Source organism: Enterocloster sp., assembly GCF_057861365.1.
The window spans coordinates 39856-60245 of record NZ_DBMACH010000017.1 but is presented as its reverse complement, the minus strand read 5'-3'; the positions used below and the strand labels follow the sequence as shown (position 1 = coordinate 60245).

At 48.0% G+C, this 20390-nt stretch carries 22 protein-coding genes and 1 tRNA gene; 18 read left to right on the top strand and 5 right to left on the bottom strand.

Features of this window, described 5'->3' with window-relative positions; all coding sequences use genetic code 11:
* Positions 1-26 precede the first annotated feature (26 nt).
* Entirely contained in the window at positions 27-863 is an 837-nt protein-coding gene (locus ACZM6M_RS14895; RefSeq protein ID WP_337433449.1) for a dipicolinate synthase subunit DpsA, read from the bottom strand.
* Positions 864-1057: 194 nt separating this feature from the next.
* On the opposite strand from ACZM6M_RS14895, the gene ACZM6M_RS14890 reads away from it, so the two are divergent.
* The 5 genes from ACZM6M_RS14890 to ACZM6M_RS14870 are packed head-to-tail and all read left to right on the top strand — an operon-like array spanning position 1058 to position 5131.
* Positions 1058-1453, top strand: coding sequence for a winged helix-turn-helix domain-containing protein (locus tag ACZM6M_RS14890; protein ID WP_337433450.1), 396 nt, complete (start codon positions 1058-1060; stop codon positions 1451-1453).
* Complete coding sequence (gene selD / locus ACZM6M_RS14885) at positions 1446-2468, top strand: selenide, water dikinase SelD (protein WP_337934043.1); 1023 nt, start codon at positions 1446-1448, stop codon at positions 2466-2468. Before ACZM6M_RS14890 ends, selD begins: the two co-directional genes overlap by 8 nt.
* A gap of 28 nt (positions 2469-2496) precedes the next feature.
* Positions 2497-3132 carry a sulfurtransferase-like selenium metabolism protein YedF gene (yedF, locus tag ACZM6M_RS14880; protein ID WP_337934064.1) on the top strand — a complete coding sequence of 212 codons (636 nt, stop codon included), beginning with the start codon at positions 2497-2499 and terminating at the stop codon, positions 3130-3132.
* A gap of 10 nt (positions 3133-3142) precedes the next feature.
* Positions 3143-3967 (top strand): selenium-dependent molybdenum cofactor biosynthesis protein YqeB, encoded by an 825-nt coding sequence (gene yqeB / locus ACZM6M_RS14875; RefSeq protein ID WP_337934044.1) that lies wholly within the window; start codon positions 3143-3145, stop codon positions 3965-3967.
* Positions 3968-3979: 12 nt separating this feature from the next.
* Positions 3980-5131 carry an aminotransferase class V-fold PLP-dependent enzyme gene (locus ACZM6M_RS14870; protein ID WP_418496687.1) on the top strand — a complete coding sequence of 384 codons (1152 nt, stop codon included), beginning with the start codon at positions 3980-3982 and terminating at the stop codon, positions 5129-5131.
* Here the strand turns inward: ACZM6M_RS14870 and ACZM6M_RS14865 are convergent.
* Entirely contained in the window at positions 5128-5424 is a 297-nt protein-coding gene (locus tag ACZM6M_RS14865) for a DUF2325 domain-containing protein (protein ID WP_066547061.1), read from the bottom strand. The genes ACZM6M_RS14870 and ACZM6M_RS14865 overlap by 4 nt on opposite strands.
* Positions 5425-5974: 550 nt before the next feature.
* Between ACZM6M_RS14865 and yqeC the strand changes: the two genes are divergently transcribed.
* From yqeC to ACZM6M_RS14815, 10 genes are all read left to right on the top strand, one after another.
* The gene (gene yqeC / locus ACZM6M_RS14860; RefSeq protein ID WP_418496686.1) at positions 5975-6781 is read left to right on the top strand and encodes a selenium cofactor biosynthesis protein YqeC; all 807 of its coding nucleotides are present in this window, start codon (positions 5975-5977) and stop codon (positions 6779-6781) included.
* A gap of 26 nt (positions 6782-6807) precedes the next feature.
* Complete coding sequence (locus ACZM6M_RS14855) at positions 6808-7431, top strand: nucleotidyltransferase family protein (protein WP_337433454.1); 624 nt, start codon at positions 6808-6810, stop codon at positions 7429-7431.
* Positions 7415-8791 carry an MATE family efflux transporter gene (locus tag ACZM6M_RS14850; RefSeq protein WP_489490525.1) on the top strand — a complete coding sequence of 459 codons (1377 nt, stop codon included), beginning with the start codon at positions 7415-7417 and terminating at the stop codon, positions 8789-8791. Before ACZM6M_RS14855 ends, ACZM6M_RS14850 begins: the two co-directional genes overlap by 17 nt.
* Positions 8775-10418 (top strand): glycoside hydrolase family 113 protein, encoded by a 1644-nt coding sequence (locus tag ACZM6M_RS14845; RefSeq protein WP_337934049.1) that lies wholly within the window; start codon positions 8775-8777, stop codon positions 10416-10418. Before ACZM6M_RS14850 ends, ACZM6M_RS14845 begins: the two co-directional genes overlap by 17 nt.
* A 104-nt stretch (positions 10419-10522) precedes the next feature.
* A complete protein-coding gene (locus ACZM6M_RS14840; RefSeq protein WP_066547079.1) occupies positions 10523-10837 on the top strand; it encodes a DUF1540 domain-containing protein in 315 nt (104 codons plus the stop codon).
* Between the two features lie 309 nt (positions 10838-11146).
* Positions 11147-11641: a translation initiation factor IF-3 gene (gene infC / locus ACZM6M_RS14835; RefSeq protein ID WP_066547082.1), complete on the top strand. Its 495-nt coding sequence runs from the start codon at positions 11147-11149 to the stop codon at positions 11639-11641.
* A 31-nt stretch (positions 11642-11672) separates the two neighbouring features.
* On the top strand, positions 11673-11870 hold the full coding sequence (gene rpmI / locus ACZM6M_RS14830; protein WP_021869086.1) for a 50S ribosomal protein L35: 198 nt from the start codon (positions 11673-11675) through the stop codon (positions 11868-11870).
* 29 nt (positions 11871-11899) lie between these two features.
* Positions 11900-12256 (top strand): 50S ribosomal protein L20, encoded by a 357-nt coding sequence (gene rplT, locus ACZM6M_RS14825; protein ID WP_021869087.1) that lies wholly within the window; start codon positions 11900-11902, stop codon positions 12254-12256.
* A gap of 158 nt (positions 12257-12414) precedes the next feature.
* Entirely contained in the window at positions 12415-13764 is a 1350-nt protein-coding gene (locus tag ACZM6M_RS14820; RefSeq protein WP_066547085.1) for an MATE family efflux transporter, read from the top strand.
* 94 nt (positions 13765-13858) lie between these two features.
* Positions 13859-13947, top strand: a tRNA-Ser gene (locus ACZM6M_RS14815).
* An 83-nt stretch (positions 13948-14030) separates the two neighbouring features.
* Here the strand turns inward: ACZM6M_RS14815 and rsiV are convergent.
* Both rsiV and ACZM6M_RS14805 read right to left on the bottom strand, forming a co-directional pair.
* Positions 14031-14918: an anti-sigma-V factor RsiV gene (gene rsiV, locus ACZM6M_RS14810; protein WP_337433458.1), complete on the bottom strand. Its 888-nt coding sequence runs from the start codon at positions 14916-14918 to the stop codon at positions 14031-14033.
* A gap of 13 nt (positions 14919-14931) precedes the next feature.
* Complete coding sequence (locus ACZM6M_RS14805; RefSeq protein ID WP_066547090.1) at positions 14932-15432, bottom strand: sigma-70 family RNA polymerase sigma factor; 501 nt, start codon at positions 15430-15432, stop codon at positions 14932-14934.
* Positions 15433-15703: 271 nt separating this feature from the next.
* Here ACZM6M_RS14805 and ACZM6M_RS14800 point away from each other — a divergent pair, with 271 nt between their 5' ends.
* Positions 15704-17284, top strand: a complete 1581-nt coding sequence (locus tag ACZM6M_RS14800; protein WP_066547091.1) for a glucose-6-phosphate isomerase — start codon at positions 15704-15706, stop codon at positions 17282-17284.
* A gap of 137 nt (positions 17285-17421) precedes the next feature.
* Positions 17422-18174: a peptidoglycan recognition protein family protein gene (locus ACZM6M_RS14795; protein ID WP_334302654.1), complete on the top strand. Its 753-nt coding sequence runs from the start codon at positions 17422-17424 to the stop codon at positions 18172-18174.
* 33 nt (positions 18175-18207) lie between these two features.
* On the opposite strand, the gene ACZM6M_RS14790 is transcribed toward ACZM6M_RS14795, so the two are convergent.
* On the bottom strand, positions 18208-19017 hold the full coding sequence (locus ACZM6M_RS14790; protein ID WP_066547092.1) for a histidinol-phosphatase HisJ family protein: 810 nt from the start codon (positions 19015-19017) through the stop codon (positions 18208-18210).
* A 267-nt stretch (positions 19018-19284) separates the two neighbouring features.
* Between ACZM6M_RS14790 and gap the strand changes: the two genes are divergently transcribed.
* The gene (gene gap / locus ACZM6M_RS14785) at positions 19285-20316 is read left to right on the top strand and encodes a type I glyceraldehyde-3-phosphate dehydrogenase (RefSeq protein WP_296038380.1); all 1032 of its coding nucleotides are present in this window, start codon (positions 19285-19287) and stop codon (positions 20314-20316) included.
* Positions 20317-20390 lie beyond the last annotated feature (74 nt).

Below are 20390 nucleotides of genomic sequence, written 5' to 3'. Positions count from 1 at the left end.
TCCCTCTATTATAAATGTAGTAGTTTTTAACGTCCCTCTCCAAGGACCTGCAGTACTGCCCGGCACAGGATCCTGGCAGAGGCTTTGGGACTGAAACGTCCCGGAAGCCCCGGACAGGCGATCCGGCAAAGTCCGGCCTGACGGCAGGCTTCCTCAGAAATACAGCCGGAGCCGGAAGCCAGTTCAAAAAGTACCGCGTCTTTACGGATCTGCTTGATAAGCAGGGGATCTGTAAGGATAGGAGCGGGAACTGTATTAAAAATAAGCTCTGCCTGAGGAAGATATTTTTCCAGTTTTTGGGGATCAAAGGTGTCAAAGCCACGCGTTTTGGCAAGTGTCTGCCGGATGGGATTTATCTCACAGACGGATGCATCTGCAAACATTCCTCTCAGGCGGTCAGCCAGCGCCTGGCCGCAGCGCCCATATCCAAGGATCAGGCAGCGGCAGCGATGGAGATTGATGGGGCACTGGCTGACTGCCAGAGAGATGGCGCCTTCTGCGGTGGCAATGGCATTTTCCAGGGAAATTTCTTCCATGTCCATAAAATCCTTCCATAGAATGTCATTATTATCGCAGAACTCTTTTACAGGATCCGGGAGATTTCCGCCAAAAAGATACTGTCCGGGCATAAGGCAGGAAAGAAGGGCAGAGAGTTCCATACCGTGTGAGGGAGGCTGGAACAGATGAACCCCGTCGCGGGTAAAGGGAACGGGGCCGAGGATCACAGAGGCCTCTTTGACTGCCGATTTCATCAGCGGGGAATCCGTTCCTGTAAAAAAAGACACGGGATATCCTTCCTTGGAAAGAATCTGTACCATCCATCGAAGACGCATATCGCCCCCGACTGCAAAAAATGTTCTCATGGCTGTTCCTGCCTTATTTCTGTCTGTAATTTATATATATGAAAGGGCTGGAAAAGCGTGAGAAAGCATGGTATACTATTACACATAGCACACAAAATACTGGCTGCGTCTTTTATGGCTGGATCCAAAAAGACAGAGACCAGTTTTTTTGTAGAAATCGTTATATACAAAAGAGTATAACGGGAGGGCAGAAGATGGAAGATAACAATAAGCTTCATTACGGTTTATCATTGCGCCTGTATTTTGAGGAAAAGGCCTTTGGTCCGGGGATGGTGGCTTTGCTGAGAGCGGTAGAGAAAACAGGATCTCTGCAGAGAGCGGCCCGCTCTATGAATATGGCCTACAGTAAGGCATGGAAAATGCTCCGGGTGGCGGAAAAGGAGTGGGGGTTTTTGCTGACAGACCGGGAGACCGGAGGAAGAGACGGAGGAGGTTCCACCCTTACGCCTCAGGCGAAGGAGCTGATGGAAGCTTATTTAAGCTTTCGAAGAGATGCAGAAGCGGAACTGGACCGTCTGTTTGAAACGTATTTTTCGGATGAATGGTTAAATCATATGAGAGAGATGGGAGGAAATGAAAAAAATGAGTGAGGAAATCGTATTTTGCAGGGGAGGAGGCTGTACGGCCAAGCTGGGGCCGGGGGTACTGGCCCGTGTGTTAAATCGGCTGCCCAAAACAAAGGATCCCAATCTGATGATCGGATATGACGGTTCCGATGATGCGGCCGTATACCGGCTTACAGATGATCTGGCCATGGTGCAGACACTTGATTTTTTTCCTCCCATGGTGGAGGATCCCTATATATTCGGCCAGATTGCGGCTGCCAATGCGCTGAGTGATATCTATGCCATGGGAGGAGAGGTAAAAACTGCATTAAATATCGTATGCTTTCCGGAAGAGATGGATCTGAATATTCTGGGAAAGATCATGCAGGGCGGCAGCGAAAAGGTACGAGAGGCAGGAGGTGTTCTGGCGGGCGGCCATTCCATTGCGGACAGCGATGTAAAATACGGCCTTTCTGTTACGGGAATTATCCATCCTGACCGTGTATTTGCCAACAGCGGCTGCAAAGAGGGCGATGCCCTGATCCTCACAAAGCCTCTGGGTGTAGGGATCGTATGCACGGCAGCAAGGATGAAGGCGGCACCTCAGGCGGCGTATGACCTGGCGGTCCAGTCCATGACAACCCTTAATAAATATGCATCCGAGATTCTTAAAAAATACAGGCTCCACGGATGTACGGATGTAACAGGCTTCAGCTTTTTAGGGCATCTGTGTGAAATGGTAACGGATCAGGCCACAGCCCGCATCTATAAGGATCGCATTCCGGTTATTCCGGAGGCGCCTGCATTGGCAGAGGAATTCTATATCACAGCAGCGGCTCAGAGAAACCGCAACCATGTGCAGGATAAGATTGATTTTGGAAGCTGTGGCTTTTCCATGCAGGAAATCCTGTTTGATCCCCAGACCTCCGGCGGACTGCTTGCATCCATTGATGCTGCAGATGCCGAAGCAGCACTTAAGGAACTGGAAGAACTGGGGCTTCCCTGCGGGATCGTGGGAAGGATCGAAGCGCGGCAGGAAAAGGCCGTGATTGTAGAATAAAAGAGAAGTGAGGAGGAAACAGGCTATGATAAGACTGGATGAAAGGGGAAAGCAGTGTCCGCTGCCGGTGATTGAGGCGAAACGGGCCCTGGAGGCAGCGGCGCCGGGGGAAGCAGTAGAGGTGGTCGTGGATAATGAGATCGCAGTACAGAATTTAAAGAAGCTGGCAGATCACAAGGGGCTGTCCTTTGCATCTGAAAAAAAGAGCAGCAGAGAATATGTGGCTGTTATTACAGCTGGTGAGGGAGTAAAAGAAGGAGAAAGCGCACCGCAGGCAGATGCTTTACCGGAAAAAGAGCCTGAAGTCTGCCATCCGGACGGACGCAGGAAGGGAATGGTGGTTGTGATTTCTTCCCGTGAAATGGGGCAGGGAGATCCGGCGCTGGGAACCCTTCTGATGAAGGGATTTATTTATGCTCTTACACAGCAGGACGTACTGCCGGAAACCATTCTTCTCTATAATGGAGGCGCCTTCCTTTCCTGTGAGGGCTCGGATAATCTGGAGGATCTTAAGACGCTGGAGGCTCAGGGCGTAGAAATTCTTACCTGCGGCACCTGCTTAAACCATTATGGGATCGGGGACCGGCTGAGAGTAGGCAGCGTTACCAATATGTATGAGATTGCAGAAAGGATGACCGGGGCAGCTGTGCTGATACGGCCTTAAGGTGGGGAGCATGAACAGACAAAAGCAGCTGATCATAGTAAGAGGCGGAGGGGATATTGCCACAGGAACCATCCACCGCCTTCATCGGTGCGGTTATCCGGTGCTGGTGCTGGAAACAGGCAGTCCTTCTGCCATCCGCAGGCAGGTGGCATTTTCCGAAGCAATCTATGACGGACAGAGTGAAATTGAGGGTGTGACCTGCTTAAAGGTATCCGATTTTGCAGAGGCAAAGGCTGTCTTAGAGGCAGGAGCCATCCCCATGATGATGGATGAGACGTGTGAAATATTAAAGGAAGTCCGTCCCTGGGCTCTGGTGGATGCGATCCTGGCAAAAAAGAACCTAGGAACGAACCGGAATATGGCGGATAAGACTATTGGCCTGGGGCCAGGCTTTGCAGCCGGGGAAGATGTGGATCTGGTGATCGAGACCATGCGGGGCCACAACCTGGGAAGGATCATTTCCAGGGGAACGGCCCTTCCGAATACAGGAACTCCGGGGCTGATCGGAGGCGCGGGAAAGGAACGGGTCATCCATTCGCCGGCCATGGGGATCCTTTTTGGAAAAGTGAGGATCGGAGACCGGGTAGAAAAGGGACAGCCCGTCGCGGTCATTGTTACGGGGCAGGGAGAGGTAGTGGTAGAAGCTTCTCTTACAGGCCTGGTGCGTGGGCTGATCCGGGACGGTTATCCGGTGGCAAAGGGCTTTAAGATCGCGGATATTGATCCAAGAGAGAGCGAGTATGAAAACTGCTTTACCATTTCAGATAAAGCGAGGGCGATCGGCGGTTCTGTATTAGAAGCCCTTTTATATCTGGAACAGAAACAGGGCTTTTAAGGGAGGCGCATTATGATCTATCTTGACAGTGCGGCTACCTCCTTTTACCGTCCTCCTGTGGTGGCCCGGGCAGTGGCAGAGGCGATGAACTCCATGGGAAACTGCTCCCGGGGAACGCACAGAGAAGCTTTAACGGGAGCCAGGATCATTTTTGAGACAAGACAGCTTCTGGCAGAGCTGTTTCATGCTCCCGGACCGCAGCAGGTGGCATTTACGGCTAATTCCACAGAAAGTTTAAATATGGCAGTCAAAGGCCTGATCGATCCGGGAGACCGGGTAGTGACTACCGTGCTTGAACATAACAGCGTGCTCCGACCTCTGTATGAGATGGAAAAAAGGGGCGCTGTGCTGACCATTGTGGGCTGTGAGAAGGATTCTTCTAACGGGACTTCCAGAAAAGGAAGGCTGGATATGATAGCCATGGAGAAGGCCATTACTCCGGGCACAAAGGCTGTGGTTATGACTCATGCCTCCAATCTCACCGGAAACTGCCAGGATCTGGCTCAGGTGGGAGAATGGTGCCGCAGGGCAGGCGCTCTTTTTATTGTAGATGCCTCTCAGACCGCAGGACTCTTTCCGATTGATATGAAGAGAGATCAGATCGATGTCCTCTGCTTTACCGGTCACAAGGGCCTGATGGGGCCTCAGGGAACTGGCGGGATCTGCCTTGGCACAGGAGTGAATATACGGCCTCTTTTATCCGGAGGCAGCGGTATTATGACCTTTGAAAAGCAGCATCCGTCACAGATGCCGACAGCGCTGGAAGCAGGTACCTTGAACGGACATGGGATTGCAGGACTGCGGGCCGCCCTTCTGTATATTAAGGAACAGGGTATGGAGCATTTGAGAAAGAGGGAACAGCAGCTTATGCGGCGTTTTTATGAGCAGGCGCTGGAAATTCCGGATATCCGTATCTATGGGGATTTTTCCCAGAAAGACAGGGCTGCTATTGTATCTTTGAATCTGGGAGAAGAGGATTCCGCTCAGGTCAGCGACTATCTTTCTGAGGAATATGACATTGCCACCCGCTCTGGAGGTCACTGTGCTCCTTTGATGCATGAGGCGCTTAAAACCGTGGAGCAGGGGGCGGTACGGTTCAGTTTTTCCCATTTTAATACAGAAGAACAGATCGACGAAGCCATTGATGCCCTGAAGCATTTTTAAATAGAAGAACAGGCAGCGGTACGCTGAGACAGAATTTCGTTTAAGGCAGATGCACTGCTTGTATGGCTCCGCACGATCTGGGTTGTGTCCGGACGGACCTCATCCAGAGCACAGCGGATCATTTTGTGGGATACCGTATTCGTAAAGAGTACGAGCAGATCCGGTGTTCCGATCTGCTTGTCCAGGCTGGCACTCATCTGGGTAAAAACCTTTGCTTTGCAGTTGTAGGTTTTGCATATTTTTTTATACTGGGTGACCATCCGGTCATGACCTCCGATGATAACAACACTCATGAAATATCCTCCCTTGCAGGTATGTATTTGGAAATATATAGGTTAGTATATACTAACTAAAAGTATCATATAACAAATCAGGTAAAATGTCCATAGAAATTTTACAGGAAAATGGTTCATTCCAAAAAGAAAATTATTTAATACAAAAAGTTTTAGATTAACTAAAAATTTTTGTCAACAATGCAGATTGCGGTTATATCCTTCTTGGGCTATAATAATTCCATCATAAGAAACAGGAGAGGAAGAAAGAAAATGGGATTTATTGCCGTAGTAATCGTATTTGCAAGCCTTGGCTATGATATGTACCGTGTGATCCGTAGTCATGGAAACAATTGAGATAGAAATGCAGAATGTCTGATGAAACATACATTTTGAAAAGGAAGTAGTCCGGTTTTTGGGGGCAGAGGGTTCTGCCTGCAGGAATCGGGCTGTTTTTATATACAGCTGTTTTTGCGTCTGTGGATGCGGCAGATGCATAGAAATTCCTTGTGCGGTCATTTGCTCCATGATAAAATAAAACAGAACAATGGGAGAAGATGGGGGACAGAACGTGGAAGCATATTATTACGGAGCATGTTTGACACAGGCCGTTCACAGTATTTTCAAGGCGCTGGAAATAGAAAAATACCGGTTATCCGGCTGTCCGTTTGTGATCTCATTCACCGGCGGAGGAGGAAAAACCTCCCTGATCCGCCGTATGGCATGGGAAGGGCGGGAACTGGGACTTAAGGTTCTTGTGATTCCTACAACCCATATGGCCCTTCCGGAGCATTTTTTTGTGCCGGAACCTTCGGTGGGGGCTTTGGAGCAGACATTAAAAGACAGTGGGATTGCGGTTGCGGGAAATCCGGAGGAACGAAAGCCCGGAGAGAAAAAGATATCCTTCTGGGGCTGGGAATTTTACCAGCAGGCCAGAGAAAAAGCGGATCTCGTCTTAGTGGAGGCCGATGGAGCAAAGAGGCTTCCGGTGAAGGTGCCGGGACCGGCAGAGCCGGTGATACCGGGAGATACAGATCTGATCCTCTGCGTGTACGGTCTTAAGGCTCTGGGACAAAAGGGAGAGAAATGCTGCTTTCGTATGGAACAGGCAAAAACGCTTTTGGGAGAGAGCTTCAGTCTGGATAAAGAGGACAGGGAATGGGCAATGGAGGAGAAATATATGGCCTGTCTGATGAAACAGGGATATTTAAGTCCGCTGAAGCAGTCATTTCCTCAGGCCAGGATCCTTCCTGTGTTCAATCAGGCAGATATAGGGGAGCTTGTTCTGGCAGGAAAGCGGATACTGGAGCAGATCGGACATACAGAGGGTCTGATCACGGGAAACCTGTGGAAGGAACCGTCATTTGAGTTGTTTTAAACAGGATAGAAAGGTGACTTTATACAATGAAACTTTCGATGATTTACATGGCTTCCGGCTTTGGAAAGCGATTTGGTTCCAATAAGCTTCTGGCATCCTTTGAGGGACGTCCTCTTTATACATACGGATTGTCTGCTCTGGAAAAAGGGGCGCAGATCCTGGAAAAAAAATCGGGGATAAGCTGTGAGATAATTACGGTAAGTCAATATCCCCAGATCCTGGAAAGTGCCCGCTGCCTGATCTCCGGAGAAAAGGTGCTGGAAAATCCGTTCAGTGAAGAGGGGATAACGGCGTCGATCCGCCTTGGGGTAGCCGCCGCCTGGGAAGATACGGATGCATTCCTTTTTTTTGTGGCAGATCAGCCCTATACGGAAGGAGAAATGATCGCTTCTTTTGCGGAGGGCTATTTTAAAAGCGGAAAAAAGCTCGGCTGTACGGCATTTAAGGGACGCAGGGGAAGTCCTACTGCGTTTGGAGCCTGTTACCGCTCTGAGCTTTTGGCTATTTCAGGAGATAAGGGTGGCCGTCAGGTTATGAAGAACCATCCGGAGGAACTCTGGATCATGGAAACAGAGGAAAAACAGCTGTGGGATGTGGATCTGCCGGAGGATTTGAAGAGGGGGAAAAAAGAGTATGGCACAGGAGCATGATTTTTCAAAGGGCAGTATCATTTCAAATATTTTAAAGCTGGCTCTTCCTATGACGCTGGCCCAGCTGATCAATGTACTCTATAATATCATAGACCGGATCTATATCGGCCAGCTTCCTGAGGATGCTACGCTGTCTCTCACAGGTCTTGGGCTGTGTCTTCCTATTATTTCCATCGTAATAGCCTTTGCAAATCTCTTTGGAATGGGAGGTGCACCCTTATGCTCCATTGAGCGGGGAAGAGGAAATAAGGAAGAGGCAGAGGCCATTATGGGAAATTCCTTTGTAATGATGGTACTGGTGGGGCTGCTCCTTACCACTGTGGGCCTTCTGTTTAAGCGGCCGCTTTTATATCTGTTTGGGGCCAGCGACGCTACCATTGGCTATGCGGATGACTATGTGACGATTTATCTTCTGGGAAATATATTTGTGATGGTCGGACTGGGTATGAACAGCTTTATCAATTCTCAGGGCTTTGGAACCATTGGCATGATGACGGTTCTTTTGGGAGCAGCCGCCAATATTTTACTGGATCCTGTATTTATATTTGGATTTCATATGGGGGTTCAGGGAGCGGCTCTGGCTACCATTCTTTCACAGTTTCTTTCAGCTGTCTGGATCCTCCGGTTCCTCACCGGGCCCAAGGCCACTCTACGGCTGCGCCGTTCATCCATGCGGCTGGAACGGGAGCGGATTTTCCGTATTATGGGTCTGGGAATGAGCGGGTTTACCATGGCGATCACCAACAGTTCGGTGCAGATCATGTACAACACCATGCTGCAGAGGGCCGGAGGTGATCTTTATGTGGGGATTATGACCGTCATCAATTCTGTCCGTGAGGTGATTTCCATGCCGGCTCAGGGCGTGACCAACAGCGCTCAGCCGATCATGGGGTATAATTATGGGGCAAAGGAGTATGGACGGGTAAAAAAGGCCATTGTATTTATGTCTTCTGTTTCTGTTTTATATACATTGGCTGCCTGGGGGCTGATCCATGGTTTTTCTGGATTTTTTATCCGGATGTTTAACCGCAGCGGAGAACTGGTGGAGGCGGGAATACCGGCTATGCGGATTTACTTTTTCGGCTTTTTTATGATGTCCCTGCAGTTTGCAGGCCAGTCCGTATTTGTAGGTTTGGGAAAATCCAGATATGCCGTATTCTTTTCCATTTTCAGGAAAGTGATAATCGTAATCCCGCTGATATTGATCTTGCCGACAATTTTTCATCTGGGCACAGACGGTATCCTTATGGCAGAACCCATATCTAATTTTATCGGCGGAACGGCCTGTTTCGGGACCATGCTGTGTACGGTATGGCGCGAACTGGGAAAGAAGGAGAAATCAAATGCACAGGAAACATAAGAGCAGGACATGGGTGGCAGCAGTCCTGTTTGTGGGGACTGCTATTCTTTTTACATGCGGATTTGGCAGAATGTCGGAGTATTCTTCTGGAGAAAGGGGTCATCTGCGTTCGGCAACCTATTATTCCGATGACTGGGTGATCAATTTCTGGAACAGCGAAAGTGTCCATATGGAGGAGGAACTGGCACGTATTGCGGCAGACGGCTTTAACAGTATTATCCTGGCAGTTCCGTGGAGGGAATTTCAGGCGGAAACAGCTCCGGTCATGTATGAGGAGTATGCCTGGAAGAAGCTGGGGCATGTTATGGAAGCAGCCGGAAAACAGGGATTGGGAGTGATCCTCAGAGTGGGTTATACCTGGGATTATGCGTCACCGGAGTCTGCTTTGTCACGGTATGAGGGACTTTTATATGATCCGCAGCTAAAAGCCGCATGGATTTCCTATGCAGAACGTCTGTATAAACAGGTTTCTGCTTATGAAAACTTCTGCGGCGGCTTTCTCACCTGGGAAGATTTCTGGAATTTCACGGAAAATGCAGCCGGATATGGAAATGGGATTGCCGGACGCAGAATGGCAAAGCTGTGCGGATATACGGATTACCTGAAGGAAAAATATACGCTGGAGCAGCTAAAGGAATATTATGGAACTTCCTTTGAAAATTATGAGGAAATATGGCTTCCGGAGAAGGACTCTTATGCAAGAAAGCTTTTTTATGAATTTTATGATGCGTTTCTTGCAGAGCTTTTGACGGAAACTCAGAAGGTATTTCCAGATCTTTCCATGGAAGTTCGGCTGGACGCAGATCCGGTAAAAAAAGCGGACAAAACGCTGGAAGGTGTTTCTCATCAGAGTACCTTTGGCTGTGGAAATGCATCCTGCACCAGTATTATGTACAGTGTCCCTATGGGGTTTCCTAATGAAGGCGAGTGGGTGACAGCCGATCAGGCATTAAACATGGCGCCTGTATTTTTTGATCAGGTCAGCCGGTATAATGGAAATAAACCGGTGTATGTGGACCAGTTCCTTTTTACGGACAATACTCCTGGTTTTGAAAGGAATGCCCGTTTAAAGCCGGAGGAGAAAAACGCCTATCTGGCCGGAATGGGTGAGCTGTTTCGCACCATGACCATAGGATACGGCGTGTGGACTTACAGGGATTACGGAGATAACAAGCTTTATAACCCCCAGTTTGCCCTGGGACTGAGAGGCTGGAAGGTAACCGGAGAAAGCTATATCGAAGAGGGGAAGAATGGAAAAGAAGCGGTTCTTCCTTCAGGAAGCAGCATTTCCCAGGAGATGCGGGGCAGAGTCACCGGCAGAACTGGCCCGGATGTCCATGTGCGTTTTTCTCTGGAAGGAACAGCCGGGAGTATGGTAAGCGTCCGGGTGGGGAAGCGGACTAAGACCCTTCAGGCAGGAGAAAGAACAGATGCAGAACTGGTATTTGAGAATGCATTAGCAGAAGAACTGACCATTTCCTGCACCGGAGGAGGCAGCGTACGGATTGACGATCTGAATCTGTATACGTTTGTGACAGAGGGTGATATATACCGCATGGATGGCTCCGAGGGGGAATGTACGGATGGGATCCGGCAGCTGAACCAGGCTCTGGGGGCAGAGGATTAAGGTATTTTTGCATGAGAAAAGCCACCAGAGCGCATACTAAATCCTGTCATGACGCCTGAAACCTTACGTTTTGGGAAAATTTATGTGACAGGAGGAAATCAAATATGACAAAATTGGAATGTTCAGTGGAAAACTGTGTGCACAATGCAGATCAGTGCTGCTGCAGAGGCTCGATCCTGGTAGACGGACACGGAGCCAGGGATGCAGAGGGTACCTGTTGTGCCAGCTTTGAGGAAAATAAGGGCGGGTCTTTTAAAAATCTCTTTAAAACTCCGGAAACCCGTCTGGAGGTAGACTGTGATGCCGTAAACTGCGTCTACAATGAGGACTGCTGCTGTACGGCGTCCGGAATCTGTATCTGCGGAAACGGAGCCTGCGACTGTGAAAATACAAGATGCGCCACTTATAAGGCAAAATAGGAAACTTAAAAAAATAGTTGACATTCCCGGAATCATATGGTATCATTTTAGAAGTTGTGAAAACAACGCACAGGAAAGCAGGTTATCCGCCTCACCTTGGCACGAGTCAGTGACCCGGGTTTATATCAGAAGCTGTATAAAAGGTTTTTTATATAAAGAATCTTTTTCGGTTTAAAACCAGAGCAGCAGACGAGTATGATTTTTTAGCGGATGGCATAAGCTGTCCGCTTTTTACATTTACCAAGCAGAGGCAAAGGCTCTTCATTCAAACAAACATGACTATGGAGGTGTACGACTATTAGCGAGTTAATGATCAACGAACAAATCAGAGACAGAGAGATCCGTCTGATCGGTGAGAACGGCGAACAGTTAGGTATTATGTCTGCAAGAGACGCCTACAAGATGGCGCAGGAGGCAGAGCTGGATCTTGTGAAGATCGCTCCTACTGCAAAGCCGCCGGTATGCAAGATCATCGATTATGGAAAGTACCGTTACGAATTGGCCCGTAAAGAAAAGGAAGCCAGAAAGAAACAGAAAGTGATTGACGTCAAAGAAGTTCGTTTGTCCCCGAACATTGATACTAATGACTTAAACACCAAGGTGGGAGCTGCCAGAAAGTTCCTGGAAAAGGGTGATAAGGTAAAGGTAACTCTTCGTTTCCGTGGCCGTGAGATGGCCCATATGTCCAAGTCAAAGTACATTCTGGACGATTTCGCTGAGAGTCTGGCTGACATCGCAGTTGTTGATAAGCCCTCAAAGGTGGAAGGAAGAAGCATGGTTATGTTTTTAACTGCAAAACGTTAAAAATAGAAAGTTTTCAAGGAGGAAATTTACAATGCCAAAGTTAAAAACCAGCAGAGCAGCAGCAAAGCGCTTTAAAAAGACAGGAACCGGTAAGTTAGTCCGCAATAAAGCTTACAAGTCTCATATCTTAACTAAGAAGTCTACAAAGAGAAAGAGAAATCTTAGAAAAGATATCGTTACCGATGCTACTAACGTAAAGGCAATGAAGAAGATTTTACCATATCTGTAAGTTTTAGATTAAATTAGGAGGAATTACCGATGGCAAGAATTAAAGGCGGCTTAAACGCAAAAAAGAAGCACAATAGAATCCTGAAGATGGCTAAGGGCTACAGAGGAGCCCGTTCCAAGCAGTACAGAGTAGCTAAGCAGTCCGTAATGCGCGCACTGACCAGCTCCTACGCAGGCAGAAAAGAGAGAAAGAGACAGTTCAGACAGCTGTGGATCGCACGTATCAACGCTGCAGCACGTATCAACGGCCTGTCCTACAGCAAGTTCATGTACGGCTTAAAGCTGGCTGAGGTTGATTTAAACCGTAAGGTTCTGTCCGATATGGCGATCAACGATGCAGAAGGCTTCGCAAAGCTGGCTGAGCTGGCAAAGTCCAAGCTTGCTTAATTAAAATATATTGATAAAAGCTCCTGTTCTATGGCTGATGATACAGATTCAGCCGTGGGGCAGGTTTTTTTGTGTAAAAAAATGGATAAAGCAACATGGACAAGGCTGTTTTGCAGAGTTATAATTGTATAAAAATACACACAAAGGAAACGAAAGTTATGGCACAGAATGTAAAAGACAGTACAGACATGATCCACGGAAGCATCGCCAGGTCCATCCTGCTGTTTTCTATTCCTCTTCTGGTTGGAAATTTCTTCCAGCAGCTCTACAATACAGTAGACGCCTATGTGGTGGGAAATTATGTGAATACCAGTGCGCTGGCGGCGGTCGGAGCATCTACGCCGATCGTAAATATGCTGGTAGGTTTCTTTACAGGTCTGGCAGCCGGTGCGGGGGTGGTGATATCCCAGTATTTTGGCGGAGGCCGGACGGAGCAGATGCGCCGGGCCATCCACAGTTCCCTGGCTCTTACGGCAATCCTGAGCGTTTTGTTTACAGCACTGGGCTTAAGCTTTACAAAGCCTTTGCTCCACGCCATCGGCGTACCGGAGGATGTAATGCCTAACTCTGCCCTGTATTTATCCATCTATTTCTGGGGAATGACATTTTCGCTCTTTTATAACATGGGCTCCGGTATTCTGCGTGCGATCGGTGATTCTAAAAACCCTTTGTTTTACCTCATTGCAGCCAGTCTGGTAAATATTGTCCTGGATTTTTTATTTGTCTGCGGGTTTGGAATGGGAGTAGAGGGAGCGGCGATTGCCACCATTATTGCGCAGGCGGTCAGCGCGGCGCTGGTGATGGGAAAGCTTCTTATGACCCGTGAGATTTACCGTGTGCGGCTTGGAGAAATCTGTTTTGACAGGAAAATGATCCGGCGTATTGTGGATATTGGCCTTCCGGCAGCGATCCAGCAGAGCATCACCTCATTTTCCAATGTGATCGTTCAGTCCTATATCAATTATTTTGGTACGGCAGCCATGGCCGGGTATTCTGCTACACTGCGGGTAGACGGTTTTTTGCAGCTGCCCCTTCAGAGCTTTAATATGACGATCACTACCTTTGTGGGGCAGAATATCGGAGCAAAGGAATATAAAAGGGTAAAGAAGGGGATTTTTACTTCCTGGCTTATGTGCTCCGGTATTATTTTAGTGGGTTCTGTTATCATGTTCCTGAAGGCGCCGTCCATCATCGGTATTTTTACAGAGGATGCGGCTGTGATCAGCGTGGGAAGCAGTATGATCCGTATTTTTGGAAGCGCTTATCTGTTCCTGCCCATCATCCAGATTTTAAATGGCGCCCTGCGCGGCGCAGGACGCTCCAAGGTTCCCATGTATTTCATGTTAGGCTGTTTTGTGCTTCTGCGTCAGATTTATCTGATGATCGCCGTTCCTATGACAAAAAATGTTTCCGTTGTTTTTGCAGGATGGCCTGTGACCTGGGTGGTCTGCGCCATCGGAATGCTGGTTTATTATTTTAAGGTGGACTGGCTGCCAAAGGAGGAGTAAATCTGGAGATTGAAAAAAATCGAAAATCCCACTACCCAAATCCTGCATTTTAGTGTATAATAAAACACGGCTTGAAATTAAAGCCGTGTTTTTTGGAGGAATACCCAAGTGGCTGAAGGGTCTGGCTTCGAACACCAGTAGGTCGGCAGTACCGGCGCAAGGGTTCAAATCCCTTTTCCTCCGTTTTTGCAAAATACCGCTTCCTGCAGACTCGTGCTGTATCCTGCAGGAAGCGGTATTTATTTATGCATAAATGGGCTTTGCAATCAGAAGGTTCCGGCTACAGAGGAAGGGATTGTAAACTCCACAGCGCCCATATATCCGGGAGCAACCTCATATTCGTCAAAGGCAATGACCAGAAGGCCTTCTTCATTAAAGTAGAAGCTCTCATCGCCGGTAAGCTCCTTAAAGTCATCCTCCGGCATGTCGCTGTTGTAAAAATAGCTTACAGAATCGTCGGCTGCCATCTGGGAAGCCATCTGTTCTTTAATATTGGCTGTGATGGAGGAGAGCATTTCCGGCCGGTCCTTAAAAAGTTCTTTCAGGGAAAGCTGTTTCCCGGTGGTTTTATCAATGGTAAAGATCTTTGTGGACTGCGCTCCGCTTGCCATGACAATGGTGGTGTCGATGCGCAGGCACAGATAGCGGTCATTATCCGTTACAACTTTATAGGAGGAGTCCAGAGAATAGCTGCCTTCTCCCTGAGACTGGGACAGTTCGCCTTCATAGGCGGCGATGAGCTCCTGTGCATATTCCTCAATGGATTTATTCAGAGTTTCGGGTGCAGCTTCAATCTGCGGGATCTGGATGTTGGCCTCAAAGTTGTTTGTCTTATTTTCGTAGGTACGAAAGGTTACAACCTTTGCGATCGGGCCGATAACAGGGATCTGTTCCATGGCATTGGCGATGGTCGGATGCAGATTGGTAAGAAGAGTAATGGCAACCATAGCGGCTGCTGCGGTCATGCCTGTACGTTTCATTAATTTCATAAAAATGACTCCTTTCATTTGAGCTTTGTCTGTTTCTTTTTTTCCCTGCGCGATTCCGGCAAGAATCCGGTCTCTGGCTTCCAGGGGAACGGGAAGTGACTCATATTCCTGTCTGAGCTGTTCTAACTGTCTGTATCCGGAAAGTTTAAGGTCTTTCTGCTCCATAAAGATTCTCCTTTCATTTTGCGTAAGATTTCTTCGGTTCTTCAGGTTCCATGGTAATTCTCAGTTTTTTTAAGGCTCGGTAAAGACGGGCTTTTACAGTATTTAAATTTTCATCTACAACTCTGGAAATATCTTCCAGTTTCATATCTTCAAAGTACCGCAGCATGACAATGGTTCTGCTTTTTTCATCCAGATGCTTTAGGGCGGTCTTAAGATCCAGCTCCTGATATTTGTCCTCCCATGGGATTTCTGGCATTTCCTCTGCGGGGATTTCCTTTTTATTTTTTCTCAGAAGATCCAGAGAGGTATTTATAACGATCCGATAGATCCATGTGGATAAAAAGTCTGTATTTTTTACCTGGCCGCAGTCCCGGATGGCTTTGCAGGCGCTTTCCTGAACGACATCCAGAGCATCCTCCCGATTCTGTACATAACTGTAGGCCAGACGGTAAAAGCGCTCATATCCATCGATCAGTATCTGCTCGGTCTGTTTTGTGATGGGGTTGGTATCCACGTTAAACTTCTCCTTTCTTGGTTTCTGTCTGTTAGACGGCGGGAATGGTGAAAAAGTTGCATTCAGTAACAATGAATTTATTGCATGGCTGCTTTTATTGTATACGTTAAGGAGCGAAAGAATCAACGCCCGTACAGGAAATTTTCTGATTCGCCCTGTATTGAATTTTTATAAGGGAAAGGGTATAATTAACATAACTGATATATTTAAGCAGTAAGAGTGTATCAGATAAAATGCTGCATTTGAAAAAAAGGGTAAGGAGAATGAGAAAATGATCGAGTGGAAGAATTTTGACAGTCTTGAGTCCTACGGGGAGCTTGCCAAAGCAGAGCGTGTTAAGCTTGCAGAAGTAATGTCCGGAGAGAGCGGTGCAGAGCGTGTAAAAGCATACAGCGTTCCCATGGCAGCAGGCATGGTCTATAACTATGCGGCAAAGCAGGTGGATGAAAATGTGCTTGCAGTATTAAAAAAGCTGGCAAAAGAAGCGCAGCTGTCAGAAAAATACAAAGCCCTGTACAATGGGGAGATGATCAATACAGGAGAGAAGCGCCTGGTGCTTCACCAGCTCACACGCGGACAGCTTGGAGATAAGGTTGTGGCAGACGGCACAGACAAGCGGGCTTTCTATGTAGAGCAGCAGGAGAGAATCGCTGAATTTGCAAAGAAGGTACACAGCGGCGAGATCACCAATGCAGCAGGTGAGAAGTTTACAACGGTTGTACAGATTGGAATCGGCGGAAGCGATTTAGGCCCCCGCGCAATGTATCTGGCACTGGAGAACTGGGCAAAGAAACATAATACATTTAAAATGGAAGCAAAGTTCATCAGCAATGTAGATCCGGATGATGCGGCTGCAGTGCTTGGTTCGATTGATGTTGCTCATTCTATGTTTGTGCTGGTTTCCAAGTCGGGTACTACGTTGGAAACTCTGACAAATGAGTCCTTTGTAAAGGATGCTTTAAAGAAGGCAGGTCTGGATGCCTCTAAACATATGGTTGCAGTAACAAGCGAGACCTCACCTCTGGCAAAGAGTGATGATTACCTGGCAGCCTTCTTTATGGATGATTATATCGGAGGCCGTTTCTCATCTACTTCCGCAGTAGGCGGGGCAGTCCTGTCACTGGCATTCGGACCGGAGGTGTTCGCTCAGTTCTTAGAGGGTGCGGCAGAGGAAGATAAGCTGGCAGCAAAGGAAGACCTGCTCCAGAATCCGGATATGCTGGATGCGCTGATCGGCGTATATGAGAGAAATATGTTAGGCTATCCGGCAACAGCCGTTCTGCCTTATTCACAGGCATTAAGCCGCTTCCCTGCGCATCTGCAGCAGGCAGACATGGAGTCTAACGGAAAGTCCGTGAACCGGTTTGGTGAGCCTGTAAACTATGTCACAGGCCCGGTCCTCTTCGGCGAGCCCGGAACAAACGGACAGCATTCCTTCTACCAGCTGCTCCATCAGGGAACCGATATTGTGCCGATCCAGTTTGTGGGATTTAAGAACAGCCAGATCGGAACAGACGTTGTGATCGAGGACAGCACGAGCCAGCAGAAGCTCTGTGCCAATGTGGCTGCTCAGATCGTTGCATTTGCCTGCGGCAAAGATGATGAGAATCTGAATAAGAAGTTTGAGGGCGGACGTCCCTCCAGCATTATCATTGGAGAGCAGTTAAATCCCAAGGCACTTGGAGCACTCCTTGCACATTTTGAAAATAAGATCATGTTCCAGGGCTTTGTATGGAATGTAAACAGCTTCGATCAGGAAGGCGTACAGCTGGGCAAGGTACTTGCAAAGCGCGTACTGGCCCATGAAACAGACGGAGCGCTTCAGGTTTACAGCGAGCTTTTGAACATCTGATCAAACAGAAGAAAAAATATACTTGCGAAGAGAAAAACCGTCCGTTATACTGATAGTATCAGTGAGGGCGCAGGTCTGGTTTGGGGATTCCATTCCTGTCTTTCACGGAAAGACGGGTTACAGATATGAAGGATATCATGGATGAAGATAAGAGACTGGAAGAAGAGCTCAAGGAGCTGCGCCAGGTTCCCATAGACGAAAATGACAGAAAAAAGAAAAAGAGCCGCAGAAGCCGCAAAAAAACGGCAAAACGCAGGGGATTTCCCTTTGCAGCCGTATTTATGGCTCTTGTGGTAGGCGTTCTGGCAGGACTGGGCGGCGGTTACTACGTATGGGGCTGGGAACGGCCCTATACGGTAGATCTTAAGGCAGTAGAGGTTCCGGATTGGGTAAAGCAGGAGTTTATCCGGAAAAATATTTTTTCAAGGCCGGATGTGAGCCGCAGGAAGATCAACAATATTGTGCTTCATTATGTGGCAAATCCCGGTTCCAGTGCAGAGGGCAACCGAAATTATTTTGACAGCCTGGCGGATCAGGACAGCCAGAAAGGTGGCACCTCTACCAGCAGCCATTTTATTGTGGGCCTGGAAGGAGAGGTGATCCAGTGTATCCCGATCAATGAGATTGCCTACGCAAATGCTCCCAGAAACGAGGATACTCTTTCCATTGAGGTCTGTCACCCGGACGATACGGGAAAATACAGCGATGCTACATATGAGTCTGTCGTGAGGCTTACAGCCTGGCTGTGTACCCAGTTAAAGCTTAAAAGCAGCGATGTGGTGCGCCATTATGATATCAACGGTAAGCTGTGTCCGAAATATTATGTGGAGCATGAGGAAGAGTGGAAGCAGCTGAGAAAGGACATTGATGCGGCCATGAAGGAGCTGTGATCTGCGATACTGCATAAAAAAGCGGGGAGATCCCTACAGGGGGATCATCTCCGCTTTTCGATTATGGTAAATCGTATAGTAATGAAAGCCGCACTGCTTTAAAAGCTCCTTTGCGCGGGTAAATCCATATCCCAGATGCTCCGGAGCATGGGCGTCAGAGCCGATGGTGATGTGTTCGCCGCCCATCCTGCGGTATTGCTTTAAAATCTCTGTATCGGGGTTTTGATGACTCAGCCTGCTGCGGAAGCCGCCCGTATTGCATTCCAGAGCCTTTCCATTTTCAGCCAAAACCCTCAAAATAGAATCAATCTGCTCTTTAAAGGCAAAATAGCTGTAGACAGAAGCACTGTCCGGAGCATAGCGTGCGGCATAGTCCAGATGGCCCCAGGAGTCAAAGAATGGATGAAAGGCTCTGGCGCGCTTAAAGGAAAGGGTGAAAAACTCCTCAAGTCCCTGCCTGGAACCGCAGGCTTCCCAAAAGGAGGGATAAAAGGGATCATGGGAGCGGATAAAATGGCTGGAACCGATGATAAAATCAAATTCAGAGCCAAAATCCTTATGAAATTTTTCCAGGTACCTGCAGATGTGAAGCTGCAGCCCCAGTTCGATGCCGATATTGATGCGGATTTTATCCCGGTATTCTTCTTTAAGAGTGTTCAGGGCGGACAGATACGAGGGAAGATCCAGCTCAAAGTTATCCTCACAGAAGGATGAGTCGCGGTCATGATGGTCCGTAATGGTTATTTCCTTCATTCTCATAGAAACGGCCCGTTCAATCTGAACACGGGCGGGTGTATTTGAATCGCCGGAAAAAGCGGTATGCAGATGACAGTCGCAGATCATGCAGGCTCCTCCTTTCAGGCCGGATGCCAAAGGCGCGGCGTTTGATGATAAATATTATACCTGCGGCAGATAAAAAGTTCAAGGCTGACAAACAAATTCAGGGGAAAGAGGTAAAATGCTGTAATTTCCCGCACAAATTGTTATAAAATTAACGAAAAGGTAGAATTAAAAAAAACGCTTGCTATTTTGGAAAAAATTGATTACAATGAGTACAAGTTGATTATTATTTAACAATAATACAATTTAACAACTAGGAGGAATTGAATCATGGCAGTAAAAGTTGCAATTAATGGTTTCGGACGTATTGGCCGTCTGGCATTCCGTCAGATGTTCGGCGCAGAGGGCTACGAAGTAGTTGCTATTAACGATCTGACTGATCCTAAGATGTTAGCACATCTGTTAAAGTATGATACCGCTCAGGGCGGATACGCTGGCCACATCGGCGAGGGCAAGCACACTGTAGAGGCTGGTGAGGATTCCATCACTGTTGACGGAAAGAAGATCACGATTTACAAGGAGCCAAAGGCTGCTGACCTTCCATGGGGAGAGATCGGTGTAGACGTAGTATTAGAGTGTACCGGTTTCTACTGCTCTAAGGATAAGGCTCAGGCTCATATCGATGCAGGCGCTAAGAAGGTAGTTATCTCCGCACCCGCAGGCAATGACTTAAAGACTATCGTATTCTCCGTAAATGAGGATACTCTGACTGCTGAGGATACTATCATTTCCGCAGCTTCCTGTACAACAAACTGCCTGGCTCCAATGGCTAAGGCTCTGAATGATTACGCTCCTATCCAGAGCGGTATCATGAGCACCATCCACGCTTACACAGGCGATCAGATGATCCTTGACGGACCACACAGAAAGGGCGACTTAAGAAGAGCACGCGCAGGCGCTGCAAACATTGTTCCTAACTCTACAGGTGCTGCTAAGGCTATCGGCCTGGTTATCCCAGAGCTGAACGGCAAGCTGATCGGTTCTGCACAGCGTGTTCCTGTACCGACCGGTTCTACCACTATCTTAACAGCAGTTGTTAAGAAGGCTGGCGTTACAAAGGAAGACATCAACGCAGCTATGAAGGCAGCAGCTTCCGAGTCCTTCGGCTACAACGAGGATCCGATCGTATCTTCTGACGTTATCGGCATGAAGTACGGCTCCCTGTTCGATGCTACTCAGACCATGGTAGCTCAGATTGCTGAGGATCTGTATGAGGTTCAGGTTGTTTCATGGTATGACAACGAGAACTCCTACACAAGCCAGATGGTAAGAACCATTAAGTACTTTGCAGAGCTGGCTTAATTATTCAGTTTTTTAGTAGACTCATAAAAAGGGTCCGGTCGTCAGGGCCGGGCCCTTTTTACGCAGTATGAAAG

Coding starts and splice junctions, on each gene's coding strand:
- ACZM6M_RS14895 (WP_337433449.1), bottom strand. CDS start 863: ATGAGAACATTTTTTGCAGTCGGGGGCGATATGCGTCTTCGATGGATG.
- ACZM6M_RS14890 (WP_337433450.1), top strand. CDS start 1,058: ATGGAAGATAACAATAAGCTTCATTACGGTTTATCATTGCGCCTGTAT.
- selD (WP_337934043.1), top strand. CDS start 1,446: ATGAGTGAGGAAATCGTATTTTGCAGGGGAGGAGGCTGTACGGCCAAG.
- yqeB (WP_337934044.1), top strand. CDS start 3,143: ATGAACAGACAAAAGCAGCTGATCATAGTAAGAGGCGGAGGGGATATT.
- ACZM6M_RS14870 (WP_418496687.1), top strand. CDS start 3,980: ATGATCTATCTTGACAGTGCGGCTACCTCCTTTTACCGTCCTCCTGTG.
- ACZM6M_RS14865 (WP_066547061.1), bottom strand. CDS start 5,424: ATGAGTGTTGTTATCATCGGAGGTCATGACCGGATGGTCACCCAGTAT.
- ACZM6M_RS14855 (WP_337433454.1), top strand. CDS start 6,808: ATGAAACTTTCGATGATTTACATGGCTTCCGGCTTTGGAAAGCGATTT.
- ACZM6M_RS14850 (WP_489490525.1), top strand. CDS start 7,415: ATGGCACAGGAGCATGATTTTTCAAAGGGCAGTATCATTTCAAATATT.
- ACZM6M_RS14845 (WP_337934049.1), top strand. CDS start 8,775: ATGCACAGGAAACATAAGAGCAGGACATGGGTGGCAGCAGTCCTGTTT.
- ACZM6M_RS14840 (WP_066547079.1), top strand. CDS start 10,523: ATGACAAAATTGGAATGTTCAGTGGAAAACTGTGTGCACAATGCAGAT.
- infC (WP_066547082.1), top strand. CDS start 11,147: ATGATCAACGAACAAATCAGAGACAGAGAGATCCGTCTGATCGGTGAG.
- rpmI (WP_021869086.1), top strand. CDS start 11,673: ATGCCAAAGTTAAAAACCAGCAGAGCAGCAGCAAAGCGCTTTAAAAAG.
- rplT (WP_021869087.1), top strand. CDS start 11,900: ATGGCAAGAATTAAAGGCGGCTTAAACGCAAAAAAGAAGCACAATAGA.
- ACZM6M_RS14820 (WP_066547085.1), top strand. CDS start 12,415: ATGGCACAGAATGTAAAAGACAGTACAGACATGATCCACGGAAGCATC.
- rsiV (WP_337433458.1), bottom strand. CDS start 14,918: ATGGAGCAGAAAGACCTTAAACTTTCCGGATACAGACAGTTAGAACAG.
- ACZM6M_RS14800 (WP_066547091.1), top strand. CDS start 15,704: ATGATCGAGTGGAAGAATTTTGACAGTCTTGAGTCCTACGGGGAGCTT.
- ACZM6M_RS14795 (WP_334302654.1), top strand. CDS start 17,422: ATGGATGAAGATAAGAGACTGGAAGAAGAGCTCAAGGAGCTGCGCCAG.
- ACZM6M_RS14790 (WP_066547092.1), bottom strand. CDS start 19,017: ATGATCTGCGACTGTCATCTGCATACCGCTTTTTCCGGCGATTCAAAT.
- gap (WP_296038380.1), top strand. CDS start 19,285: ATGGCAGTAAAAGTTGCAATTAATGGTTTCGGACGTATTGGCCGTCTG.